Source organism: Austwickia sp. (assembly GCA_016699675.1).
Classification (GTDB): Bacteria; Actinomycetota; Actinomycetes; order Actinomycetales; family Dermatophilaceae; genus Austwickia.
In genome coordinates this window covers 2622171-2634884 of sequence record CP064985.1, presented here as the reverse complement: position 1 = coordinate 2634884, position 12714 = coordinate 2622171, and the positions used below count along the sequence as shown (strand labels likewise).

Genomic DNA, 12714 nt, shown 5'->3' with positions numbered 1-12714 from the left:
GCCTCACCAGATTCGAACCCGATCCTCTTCCGCCAGCCAGAGGCCGTCGCCCTCGCGCACGTCGAAGGCCTCGTAGAACTCCGTGAGGTTGCGCACGATGTTGGCCCGGAACTCCCCCGGCGAGTGCGGGTCGACCGCGAGCAGGCGCTTGGCCTCCTCCGGCCGGGCCGCCATCCGCCAGATCTGCGCCCAGCCCGCGAAGAACCGCTGGTCCCCGGTCATCCCGTCGATGACCGGCGACTCCTCCTCGCCCCGGGCGATCCGGTAGGCCAGGTGCGCGATCGTCACGCCGCCGAGGTCGCCGATGTTCTCCCCCACCGTCAGCGCCCCGTTGACCTTCTCGGCGGGCAGGTCGCGCGGGTGGAAGGCGTCGTACTGCGCGATGAGGCGCTCCGCGCGGCCCTCGAACGCCGTGCGATCCTCCGCCGTCCACCAGTCGACCAGCCGCCCCGTGCCGTCGTACCGGCTGCCCTGGTCGTCGAAGCCGTGCCCGATCTCGTGGCCGATGACCGACCCGATGGCCCCGTAGTTCACCGCGTCGTCGGCGTCGACGTCGAAGAACGGCGGCTGCAGGATGGCCGCCGGGAAGACGATCTCGTTCATGCCGGGGTTGTAGTACGCGTTGACGGTCTGCGCCGTCATGAACCACTCGTCGCGATCGATGGGTGCGCCGAGCTTGCGCCACATGCGGTCGGTCTCGAACGCGTACGCCGTGCGCACGTTGCCGACCAGGTCGTCGCGGGCGAACGTCAGCCCCGAGTAGTCCCGCCACCGGTTGGGCCGGCCGATCTTGGGGGTGAACGCCGCGAGCTTGGCCAGGGCCTTCTCCCGCGTGGCGGGGGTCATCCAGTCCAGGTCGGCGATGTCTCGGCGGTAGGCCTCGACGAGGTTGTCGACGAGGTGGGTCATCCGCTCGGCGGCGTCGGGCGGGTAGTGGCGCGCGACGTACAGCTGACTCGCGTCCTCCCCCACGAGCTGGTCCACGAGCGCGACCCCGCGCTTCCACCGGTCCCGCTGCTGCGGCGTGCCCGACAGGGTGCGGCCGTAGAAGTCGAAGTTCTCCGCGACGATCGCGTCGTGCAGGTAGGGGGCGTAGGCGTGCAGAATCGCCGACCGCAGCCAGGCCCGCCAGGCGGCCACGTCGGTGGCGACCAGCTCGTGCGAGAGGGCCTGCAGGAACGAGGGCTGCCGCATGACCAGCGCCTCGCGGGCTGCGTCGGGCGCGCCCAGCGCGGCCAGCCACTCGGCCCACGGCACCTCGGGCGCCTGCTCGGACAACCCGGCGAGGTCGACCAGCGTGTAGCTCTTGACGGCGTCGCGCCGGCTGACCCGGTCCCAGTGCCCGGCGGCCAGCCGCGTCTCCAGGTCCATGACCAGCCGCGCCTCGGCGTCGGCGGTGGGCCCGTCGGCCCCCGCGATCACGAAGACCTTGGCCAGGTGCGCCAGGTACGCCGCACGAATCGGCGCGTAGGCCTCCTCGCGGTAGTACGCCTCGTCGGGCAGGCCGATCCCCGACTGTTCAAGGAACGTGACGTAGCGATCCGGCTGGCCCGGGTCGGTGTTGACGTAGGCCTCGACGAGGCCGCCCACCCCCTCGCGTTGCAGGTGCCCCAGCAGGATCATCGCGGCCCGGCCGTCCTCGACGCCGGCGGCCTGGGCCAGCAGCGGAGCGATGGGGGCCAGGCCCTCCGCCTCGGCCGTCTCCTGGTCGAGGAACGCGGCGTAGAGGGTGCGGGCCAGGGTGCCCGGCGTGGTCGCTTCGGCGCCCGCGTCGACCGGCGCGGGCTCCTCGAGCAGCGCCCGCATGTTCTCCTCGGCGCGCTCGCGCAGGATGTCGAACGTGCCATAGCGCCCGCGATCGGGGGGCACCGGCGTCGCCGCGATCCACGCGGCGTTGACGTGCCCGAACAGGTCGTCCTGCGGCCGGATTGCCGCCTCGATCCCGCCCTGATCGATCCCTGATCGCATCTCGGCCTCCTTCGTCGCGTCCTGGAGACCAACTTACGTGCCGGCTCCGACAGCCCCAACCGCACGCCCGCGACGAGACCGCGTCGGCCCAGCTCAGCCCGGCTCAGCCCGTCAGTGCCCGCACCACGCTGCTCGCGGAGGGACGCCCCAGCTGCTGCGCCATCCAGGCGCTGGTGGCCACGAGCTTGTCGAGGTCCACCCCGGTCTCGACCCCCATGCCCTCCAGCGCCCACACCACGTCCTCGGTGGCGAGGTTGCCGGTGGCCGACTTCGCGTAGGGGCAGCCGCCGAGCCCGCCCGCCGAGGCGTCCACCGTGCGCACGCCGTACCGGATCGCCTCGACCGTGTTCGCCAGCGCCTGCCCGTAGGTGTCGTGGAAGTGCACCGCGATCTTCTCGATGCCGATGCCCGCGGTGACCAGCCCGTCGAGCAGGGCCACCGTGTGCCCGGGGGTCGCCACGCCGATGGTGTCGCCGATCGACAGCTCGTCGGCGCCGAGGTCCATGAACCGCTTCGCGCTGTCCACCACCTTCGCGACCGGGACGTCGCCCTCCCAGGGGTCCCCGAAGCACATGGACACGTACGCCCGCACCCAGGCCCCCGCCTCCTTCGCGCGCGTCGCGACCGGCCGGAACATCTCCACCGACTCGGCCACCGATCGGTTGAGGTTCTTCTGGCTGAACGTCTCGGTGGCGCTGCCGAAGATCGCCACCGCGCTCACGCCCAGCTCCAGCGCGCGGTCCAGCCCCTTCTCGTTGGGGGTCAGGACGGGCCGGTGCCGCCCCAGGCCGTCCGGGCCGAGCATCGCGATGAGCTCGGCGGCATCCGCGAGCTGCGGGACCCACTTCGGGGAGACGAAGCTGGTCACCTCGATCGTCTCCAGGCCCGCGTCGAGCAGCCGCCGGACGAACTCGGCCTTGACCTCGACCGGCACCGCCTGGCCCTCGTTCTGCAGGCCGTCGCGCACCCCCACCTCGTAGATGCGCACCCGCTCCGGCAGGCCCGGCATCGGCTCTCGCTGCGGGTGGCGCATGGCGGTGGACTCCTGTTCGGTGGGTGACGGGGAGCGGACGGTACGTCGGAGCCGCCGCTAGGCGAGCTGCGTCGTAGCTGACATCATGCCGCGCCGCTGGGCCCCGAGCGCCCGGCTCGACGCGCCGCACAGCGCGGCGAGGTAGCGTCGATGGCACGGACACCGCCGCGCGCGGTCCTCAGGACGGAGATCCGATGAGCAACGACGGATGGCGACCGAACGAGGGCGAGCCCGGCACGGGCGGTCGCGCCTCCTGGCAGGGCGGCGCCTCGAACCACGGCGAGGGCGGTCAGCCCCCGTACGGCGCGGCTGGCGAGCAGCCCTACGGCGGGACCGGCCAGCCGACCTACGGCGACGCGGCCCAGCCGGCGTACGGCAGCCCCATCCCGCCGTACGGCTCGGGGCCCCAGGACGACAACCAGCAGTGGGGCGCGCCGGCGCCGTACGGGCAAGCCCCGCAGGGACAGGCGCCGTACGGGACCGCCGTGCACCCGCGGGCGCAGTCGCTGCGCACGATGGGCATCGTGGCCATCCCGCTGGCGCTGTTCTGCAATTTCTTCGGCATGATCATGGCCATCGTCGTGCTCGCGCAGTCCGGCGGCGTGTCCCGCGAGATCGCCGCGAGGCAGTGGGGCGGGGCCGACCAGGTGAAACAGGCCCGGATCTTCGCCATCGTCGCGCTGGTGGTCGGGCTCCTCGGCGGGATCGGGAGCATCGCCCGGTACGCGTGGTCGTGGCAGTGAGCCTGCCACCGGAATCGCGAACGCTCGTCGCGCGTTGACCCACCCGCTATGACCGACGGCCCCCTCATCGTCCAAAGCGACAAGACGCTCCTACTCGAGGTCGACCACCCGCAGGCCCCGGCCGCGCGCGCCGCGATCGCGCCGTTCGCCGAGCTGGAGCGGGCACCCGAGCACGTGCACACCTACCGGGTGACCCCGCTCGGCCTGTGGAACGCCCGAGCCGCCGGGCACGACGCGGAGCAGGTCGTGGATGCGCTGGTGCGGTTCAGCCGCTATCCCGTGCCGCACGCGCTGCTCGTCGACGTCGCCGATGTGATGGATCGCTACGGCCGGCTGGTCCTGGCCAAGGACGGCGACCGCCTGGTCCTGGAGACCACCGACATTCCGGTGCTGGAGGAAGTGCTGCGCTCCAAGCGGATTCGGCCGCTGCTGGGCGATCGGCTCGACGACCGCACCGTGCTGGTCCACCCGAGCGAGCGCGGCCACCTCAAACAGGAGCTGCTCAAGGTCGGCTGGCCGGCCGAGGACCGCGCCGGCTACGTCAACGGCGAGGCGCACCCGATCGCGCTGGTCACGGACGACTGGGCGCTGCGGCCCTACCAGGAGCAGGCCGTCGACGGCTTCTGGCACGGCGGCTCGGGCGTCGTCGTGCTCCCCTGTGGGGCCGGCAAGACGCTGGTGGGCGCGGCGGCGATGGCCAGGTCCGCCACGACGACGCTCATCCTCGTGACGAATACGGTCAGCGCCCGGCAGTGGCGCGACGAGCTGCTGCGGCGTACCTCCTTGTCCGAGGACGAGATCGGCGAATACAGCGGCGCCCGCAAGGAGATCCGGCCGGTCACGATCGCGACGTACCAGGTCATGACCACCCGCCGGAAGGGCGCCTACACGCACCTCGACCTGCTGGACGCCCGCGACTGGGGGCTGATCGTGTACGACGAGGTGCACCTGCTGCCCGCGCCCATCTTCCGGATGACCGCCGACCTGCAGGCCCGCCGTCGGCTGGGGCTGACCGCGACCCTGGTGCGGGAGGACGGGCGCGAGTCCGACGTGTTCTCTCTGATCGGGCCGAAGCGTTATGACGCGCCGTGGAAGGACATCGAGGCGCAGGGGTACATCGCCCCGGCGGACTGCGTCGAGGTGCGGGTGCCGCTGCCGGACTCGTTCCGGATGGCGTACGCCACCGCCGAGCCCGAGGAGCGCTACCGGCTCGCCTCGTGCGCGCCGGTCAAGGACCGCGTGGTGGAAGAGCTGGTACGCCGTCACGCGGGCGAACCGACGCTCGTGATCGGTCAATACCTGGACCAGCTGGAGTCCCTGGCGGGGCGACTGGGCGCCGAGCTCATCACGGGCGAGACGACGGTGCCGCAGCGGCAGCGACTGTACGACGCCTTCCGCACCGGGGCCATCTCGACGCTGGTCGTGAGCAAGGTCGCCAACTTCTCCATCGACCTGCCGGAGGCCTCGGTGGCGATCCAGGTCTCCGGGACGTTCGGGTCCCGGCAGGAGGAGGCGCAGCGCCTCGGCCGGGTGCTGCGGCCGAAGGGCGACGGCCGGACCGCGCACTTCTACACGATCGTGGCGCGCGACACCGTGGACGCCGAATTCGCCGCGCATCGCCAGCGATTCCTCGCCGAACAGGGCTACGCCTATCGAATTGTGGACGCCGACGAGCTGCCGACATTGTGAACTCGGCACGGCGCCAATCATTTCCGTTCTTCGAATGTCGATTCCCGCTTCTCGGTGACATTCCCGTTGTGCACCGGGCGTGAGATTCGCATTCCGGAGGGTGGGGGGATTCCCGGCCGGGGCGTGTGATCTCCCCGATGATGTCCCCGTTGCTGCTCCTCTGAGGACAGCGATCGGGCGATCATCGGGGCGATCATCGGCGACGTCATGATGTGGCACGCTGAGCGCTCACCGTGACGGCAGGATCGGCCGATCATCCGCCACCTCGTCGCTCTGACCTCGGTTCAAGGCGTACGCCGCTCACCGAGCAGATGCGCCTCTCATCGTCGCCAATGACCGTTCACGGAGTCTGGCCGACTCCTGAGACGCGGCGGCCGCCGTATTGAACCTCTGATCGACGACGTCCAGGCGCCCCCTCGAGCCCGTGCCCAGCCACCGGCAATCGGCCTTTCGGGCAACCCGATTCGACAGGGCCCGTCGCCCGAGCAGGTCCGCTCGCGACAATCGACCCCCACCCAAGAAGGCAACCGAGGCCCGCTCCGACCGGATGGACCTGTTATCCACAGGCGGCATCCGAGCCCGCGCCAACGTCTTCCCCATCCGTTAGATTGTCGACCAGCCGGGCCTCGTGAAACCCGCCCGGCAAGCATTTTTCGGGGTGGCCAGAAAAGCCATGGGGAAGGCCAAATTCATACCGTGAGAATCGGTTTCGCGACATGTGCGGGTCGCCGGAGGGGTCCGGGCGGCCGCCGGGGCCTGCGCTCATGACCGGGACCGGCTCCCCGGGCCTGTGGGCGCGGGTGGAGTGGGTGACCGTCCCGGGGGGACTCGCCGCGTACGTCGAGGGGCGGCGGATCGCCACCGGGGATTGGGACGAGGCCGCCGACGTCGTCCGCACCCACCTGAGCCGCCTCGCCGCGAAGTCCCCCGACGGGGTCATCCGCGCCGAGTTCGAGCACGAGGGCAGCCCCCTCGGCACCGTCCTCGTCACGGCCGACGGCGATGTCCGCGAGGCCGGGCCGCCCGGCGGGGATGACGAGTCCGCCGACCAGGGCGCCGGCGCCGACGCCCCCGGCCAAGGCACCGCCGACGAACGCCTCGGCCAAGGCGCCCCCGACGAACGCCTCGGCCAGGCAACATCGGACGGGCGGGCCCCAGCGAGCCGCCCCGTTCGCCCGCTCGAGCAGAGCGCGCCGCCGGGCTCTCTCGGCCAGAGCACACCCGCCGACCTCGCCGGCGCGGCCCACCAGAGCGGGCCCGTCGGCCCCCGACAGGTCGACACCAGCCCGTGGGCGGTCGATGGGGACCCCGCGGCCGCGGTGGTCGCCACGCTGCGTCGAGACGCCGGCCCGACCCCGACGACGGTGCCCGGCCGCCGCCCCTCAGCCCCGTCCCCACCAGGGCCTCCGCCGGGCGGATTCGAGCCGGCACGGCCCGCGACGTACCGTCCGGCGACCGCCCCTCGCGCCCCCAGCGCGCCCCGGGGACACCGCGCCACGCCCCGGCCGCGCACGGGCCGGCCGGCCGTAGCTCTCCGGCCGGGCCGACGCATGCTGGTGCTGGGCTGCGTGGCCCTCGCCTGCCTGCTGGTCGTGGCCGCACTCGTCGCGATGATCTCCCGCGACCGGCCCGGGGTGATGCTCGTCCGCGACGAGACCATCGGCGTGCCGCCTCCCGCCGAATGGCAGGCCAAGTCGATGTGGCGAACGCCGGCCCTGCTCAAGGACGCCGGTCGGGTGCTCATGGTGGACGGCACGCAGATGGCGTTCGTCACCAAGGACCGGACGATCACGCTCGTGGACGTCGAGCGGGGTGAGGTGCGGTGGAGCGGCCGGTACCCCGACGCCAAGCCCGGCACCGACCTCACGGCCACGACCATCGACGGGCGGCGGGTCGTCGCGGCGCAGGTCGGCGACCGCCTGGCCTGGTGGGATCTGGAGAGCGGCGAGGCCCACGACCTGGGGCTTCCCGCGGGGGCGAGCGTGAGCCTGCAGGGCTCCGCGCCGCTGGTGATCGGCGACCAAGGACGTACGGCGGGCACGGTCGCCGCCGGCAAGCTCGTGACGATGCCCGTTCCGGACGGGGCGAAGCCGCTGGCGGCGCGCGCAGACGGCACGGTCACGGCGACCGGCGCGGCCGGGTGGTGGCACCTCGCCGCCGGGCGCCCCGCCGCGCAGCCCACCCCTTGGGAGAGCCCCGGCAACTCGGGCCCGCCCACCATCGTGGGCTACCTCGGCGACTCGGTGGTGACCGTGCTCCCCACGAAGACCAGCGGCACCGCGTACGTGGCCGTCTACAGCGACCGGCCGCAGGACGTGCGCTTCGCGTGGGGTGGCGCGGCCTGGTTCGACGGGGGCTCCGCGGACTGGTACCCCTCTCCCTCGCGCCGATGGGGCATCCTCGGCCGCACGCTCGTGGACCTCACGACCGCCCGATCGATGGACCTGGGCGCCTGGACGACGCAGCTGGTCAGCGCCGATCGGGCGCTCGGCATGCTCGCCCGGCAGCGGGTGCTGGTCGGCCCGCAGATCCCGGCGGGTGTCCTGCCCGACAACGAGGCCTTCCCCGAGGATCTCGCGACGACCGCCGCGGCGGTGCGGGCCGAGTCCGGCGGCGACGAGTACGTCTATCTCCTCCCGCCGAAGGCGACGCCATGACGCCCACCCCGCGACGTCGCCCCGGGCCGGCCCGGCGCTGCCGCGACCGGGGCGACCCGCCGGTTTGACCGGCCCGACCCGCCCGGCCGCACTGACTCCGCCCCTCCACACGAACAGGTCAGCAGCATGCGCAGGAATCTGAACAGCAAGGCCCTCACCGCCGCCGCAGCCCTCCCGGTGGCGACCGCGCTCGTGGTGTGCGGGGCGGGTACGGCGTCCGCGACGGAGGTCGCCCCGAGTCCCGGCACGCCGGTGGCCGCGACGGGTACGTCGAGTGGCGCCGCGACCGGGCGCCCCACAGCGCCCACCCGGACCGGCACGACGGTCACCAGCCCGACCCGCACCACAGCCAGCCAGCAGTCCGGCACGACGAGCGGCGCGACGGCATCCGCCGCGAACCGGACCGGCACCGCAGTCGCCCCGTCCGCCGCACAGCCCGCAGCCCCGGGCGCCCCCAGCCCCTCGACCCCGTCGTCCCGCACCTCGGCACCGTCGAACCGCGACGGTGCCCAGCCCGCCCAGCAGCCGGTCCAGGGTCAACCGGTGCAGCCCGGCCAGCAGGTGCCGGCCCAGGGCCAAGCGGTGCAGCCGAACCAGCCGAGCCAACAGGTGCCGAGCCAAGAGGTGCCGGTCGAGCAGCCTGCGAGCCAGATGCCGACGCGGCAGGTCCCGAACCAGCCGGGCGAGGTCGTCGGGCAGGGGCAGCCCGGTCAGGCCGAGCGCCCGAGCACGCCAGAGGGCACCGTGACGCTGCCGGCCAGCCGCGAGCACGACCCGTACCCGGCGCCTGCCACGGCCACGCCCGACGGCCGGATCCCGGTCGAGACGACCGCGCCGCCCACGCCGTACGTTCCCGCGCCGGCACCCACGCCCGCCCCCACCCGCGCACCGGCCCCGCCCGCGACCAGCGTCCCGGCCCAGGCCACCCCGCCCGGAGTAACGCCGACCGCCCAGGTAACCACCTCGGCACCGCCGCCCCCAGGGCACCTGCCGGACCAGCCGCTGCCCACCGGCCCCGCGTCGGTCCGGACGGCACCCAGCGAGGCGACGACGGCCCGCCCCGCCCCAGCGCAGCCGTGGACGACGCCGGCCGAGCCGAGCGGGACGGCCTCGGGAGCGTCGGTGCGACCGGCGGCGCCCGCCACGCGGGTCCCGAGCGCCCCCGAACCGGCCACGGTCATCCTGGTGCCGGCCCGCGCGGACACGCCCGTGCGGATCGTCGTCGAGGCGGGGCCGGGCACGGCCGCAGCGGCGCCCGGTGCCTTCCGGCCCACCTCACCCAGCGCGCCCGTCGCCACCAGCCCTGCGGACGCCCCCGTGCCGTTCCCGCCGACCGAGCCCTCGGCGACCGGCCGCCCCGCGGGCGACTCGGCGGCACCCCACTCCCCGGCCGTGACCGAGCCGCCGCGCTGGCCCACGTCCGAACCGAGCTCGGCGGCCCAGCCCACGACGCGTGGCACCGCGCGGCCCGGCCAGCCGTCCTGGACCACACCGGCCGAGCCCACCACGCGTGGCACCGCGCGGCCCGGCCAGCCGTCCTGGACCACGCCGGCCGAACCGAGGGGGACTCGCTCGTCGACCCGGACACCGGGCCCGACGTCGAGCACCTGGGCCGCGCCGACACCCACGACGCCGACCGCCTCGGTCCCCACGCGCTCGCCCGAGTCGACCGATACCAGCGTCCCGGCCAGCGCCTCGGCCACCACTGCGCCCGCGCGGCCCCATTCGACGAGCCGACAGCCGACGCTCCCGGCGACTTCGACGAAGTCCCCGTCGGCCGGCCCGAGGGACGTCTCGGTCGACGGCTCGCTCACCGACGACGGCCTGACCATCACCCTCACCGGCCCCCCGGTAGCGCGCCCGTCCAGCGGCACGCCGCGCCCTTCGGCGGCGACCCCCCGCGCCAACGCGACGACGACCACCCCCGTGCCGCTCCCGATGCCTCCCCGGGTCACGCTGCCCGTCCCGTCCCGGCCGCAAGCGACGACGTCGCCGGATAAAGCCCCCGGCAAGGCCGCCGACAAGGCCAAGGACTCGGCCCCGGCCCAGACCGGCAAGCCGTCCGCACCGCCCGCCCCCGCAACCCCGGTGCGACCCCGCGCGACGGAGCCGGCGGCACCCGCCAAGCCCGCCCCGAGCACGCCGGCACCGGGCGGGACGACCGCGCCCCCGACGTCCACGAAACCCACGTCGACGACACCCACCAGGTCGACGACGCCCACCGCGTCGACCGCGCCCACCACGTCATCCGTTCCAACCAGCCAGCCGCCCACCAGCGGCGCCCCGACGACCTCACAACGAGGCACCTCGTCGGCCGCGCCCAGCTCCGCGCAGCCGTCGGGTCCGCGCGCGAGCGCCCCGACCGCCGGGCCCGTCCGCGGGCCGGCGACCACCCGGCCCGCGCCCACGCCGGCACCCACCGAGGCGCCGAAGGCCGCACCCACCGAGAGCGCCCCGACCGGGACTCCCGGGAGCGGCTGGGCCAGTGGTGTGACCGCGCCGAACAACGACGTCGCCGCGGCCGCGGCGACGGTGACCGCCCGCGGTCGCGCGGCGGACGCGCTGAGCCTGCGGGTCGACAGCGCCGACCTCACCACCCTGTCCGCCACCGCCCCCATGTGGACGAAGGCCGCGACGACGGGCGCCCAGCTCGTCGTGGAGGCTCCGCTCACGCTCGGCGGCGAGGACCTGGAGGCCCTGGCGAAGGGCACCGGCACCCAGCCGTGGACCACGCTCGGCACGACCCTGCGCTCGGTGTCCGCCAAGCCCGCAGTGGTGCGGCTGACCACGCCGGACGGCGCCGACCCCGCCCGCGCCAAGGCGGCGGCGGAGCGGGTGGCCGCCACCGTCAAGGCCGCGGCGCCGAACGCGCTCATCGAGTGGGCCGCCCCGCTGGGCACCGACCCCGAGACCGCGGCGGCCGCCTTCCCGGGCGATGCGATCGACCTCATCGGGCTGAGCATCCCCGCCGACAAGCCGTGGCCGGTCCTCGTCACCGGCAAGGGCGGCCTGACCGACTGGTCTGACTGGGCCGCGAGCAAGGGCAAGCGGCTCGGCATCTCGTGGACGATCGGCCGCTCCACCTCCGCGTGGCAGGTGAGCAGCCTGCGGTCCTGGCTGGACATCACGGCCAACGCCAAGCGGCTCGCTGTCGAGACCGTCACGATCGCGCCGGACGCCGACGCGGCGGCCGTGGCGGCGTACAACGCCGCCTGGTGACGATCGCCGGACAGCGTCGCGCGACCGCCCATACGCTCCCGTCATGGAGACTGTCAGCGTCCCGGCGCCCGTCGCGGCGCTGACCGCCGCCGTACGCCGTCGGACCGTGGCCGGGCCCGGCAAGGACCCCGCGGAGTTCGACGGCCTGCACGCCGATCTCCGGGCCCACTTCCCGCACGCCTTCGCCGCCTGCGAGACGACCGATCTCGGCGACCACGCGCTGCTGCTGCGCTGGCCGGGCCGCGATCCGCAGACCGACGCGGTGGTTCTGCTGGCCCACCAGGACGTCGTCCCCGCGGGGCCGGAGGAGGCGTGGACCCACCCGCCGTACGCCGGGAGCGTCGTCGACGGCGCCATCTGGGGCCGAGGCACGATCGACGACAAGGGCAGCCTCGTCGGAATCCTCGCTGCGGTGGATCGGCTCGTCGCCGCGGGCCACCGCCCGACTCGCGACATCTGGCTGTCGTTCGGCAGCGACGAGGAGGTCATGGGGGTCACCGGCCGACGCGCCGTGGCGGAGCTGCAAGGCCGCGGGGTCACCCCCTGGTTCGTCCTTGACGAGGGGGGCGCGATCGTCTCAGACGCCCTGCCCGGGGTCTCGGCGCGCATGGCGATGATCGGCCTGTCCGAGAAGGGCAACGCCGCGATCGACCTGGCGGCGAGCGGGTCCGGCGGCCACGCGAGCCAGCCGCCCCGGCACGGCGCCGTGGCCCGGCTCGCCAGGGCGCTGGTCCGGATCGAGGACTCCCCCGCACCGCCGCGGATGACCGAGCCGGTCGCGAAGATGATCACGGCCCTCGGCGGACACCTTCCAGGGCCAGCCCGGCTCCTCACCGACCGGGCCGACCGGCTGGGCCTCCCGATGGCGCGACTCCTCAGCCTCCTCGGCCCCGAACTGGCCGCGCTGACCCGCACGACGATCGCCCTCACCGAGCTGCGCGCGGCCCCCGCCAACAATGTGCTGCCCACGACCGCCACCGCGGGGCTCAACGTGCGGATCGCGGTCGGCGAGACCCGCGACGACGTCCTGGCCCGGCTGCGACGTACCATCAACGACCGCCAGGTCACGGTCACCCTGCGGCACGGCGACGACCCGAGCCCGGTGTCCCCTACCGACGCGGCGTACGACGCGCTCGTCGCCACCCTGCACCGCTGCGAACCGGACACCGGCGCCATCCCCTATCTCGTGATGGCCGCTACCGACTCCCGGCACTTCCATCGCATCTGGCCGCGGGTCTACCGGTTCGCGCCCTTCCACGTCACCAAGGCCCAGCGGCAGAGCATCCACAACGTCGACGAGCACCTCGGCGTGACGGACTTCCTCGCCGGCGTCGACTACTACGCGGACCTGCTGGAGCACCTGTGACCGCCCCCGCGGAGGGGTCCCGGGGCGCGGTCGCAAACC

General features: G+C 74.1%; 9 protein-coding genes. 5 read left to right on the top strand and 4 right to left on the bottom strand.

Annotated features, from left to right (window positions below; genetic code table 11):
- Positions 1–3: 3 nt before the first annotated feature.
- Both IPK37_12095 and IPK37_12090 read right to left on the bottom strand, forming a co-directional pair.
- Positions 4–1968: a peptidase M13 gene (locus IPK37_12095; protein ID QQR99732.1), complete on the bottom strand. Its 1965-nt coding sequence runs from the start codon at positions 1966–1968 to the stop codon at positions 4–6.
- 103 nt (positions 1969–2071) lie between these two features.
- A complete protein-coding gene (locus IPK37_12090) occupies positions 2072–3001 on the bottom strand; it encodes a hydroxymethylglutaryl-CoA lyase (protein QQR99731.1) in 930 nt (309 codons plus the stop codon).
- A 194-nt stretch (positions 3002–3195) separates the two neighbouring features.
- Between IPK37_12090 and IPK37_12085 the strand changes: the two genes are divergently transcribed.
- The 3 genes from IPK37_12085 to IPK37_12075 all read left to right on the top strand — a co-directional run bounded on the left by IPK37_12085 (position 3196) and on the right by IPK37_12075 (position 8090).
- Complete coding sequence (locus IPK37_12085) at positions 3196–3744, top strand: hypothetical protein (protein ID QQR99730.1); 549 nt, start codon at positions 3196–3198, stop codon at positions 3742–3744.
- A gap of 48 nt (positions 3745–3792) precedes the next feature.
- A complete protein-coding gene (locus IPK37_12080; protein ID QQR99729.1) occupies positions 3793–5433 on the top strand; it encodes a DEAD/DEAH box helicase in 1641 nt (546 codons plus the stop codon).
- Between the two features lie 764 nt (positions 5434–6197).
- On the top strand, positions 6198–8090 hold the full coding sequence (locus tag IPK37_12075) for a hypothetical protein (protein QQR99728.1): 1893 nt from the start codon (positions 6198–6200) through the stop codon (positions 8088–8090).
- Here IPK37_12075 and IPK37_12070 read toward each other — a convergent pair.
- Positions 8060–8572, bottom strand: a complete 513-nt coding sequence (locus IPK37_12070) for a hypothetical protein (protein ID QQR99727.1) — start codon at positions 8570–8572, stop codon at positions 8060–8062. The genes IPK37_12075 and IPK37_12070 overlap by 31 nt on opposite strands.
- 228 nt (positions 8573–8800) lie before the next feature.
- Positions 8801–10534 carry a hypothetical protein gene (locus IPK37_12065; GenBank protein QQR99726.1) on the bottom strand — a complete coding sequence of 578 codons (1734 nt, stop codon included), beginning with the start codon at positions 10532–10534 and terminating at the stop codon, positions 8801–8803.
- Positions 10535–10580: 46 nt separating this feature from the next.
- Between IPK37_12065 and IPK37_12060 the strand changes: the two genes are divergently transcribed.
- A complete protein-coding gene (locus IPK37_12060; protein ID QQR99725.1) occupies positions 10581–11309 on the top strand; it encodes a hypothetical protein in 729 nt (242 codons plus the stop codon).
- Positions 11310–11352: 43 nt separating this feature from the next.
- Positions 11353–12675: a M20/M25/M40 family metallo-hydrolase gene (locus tag IPK37_12055; GenBank protein ID QQR99724.1), complete on the top strand. Its 1323-nt coding sequence runs from the start codon at positions 11353–11355 to the stop codon at positions 12673–12675.
- Positions 12676–12714: the final 39 nt, after the last annotated feature.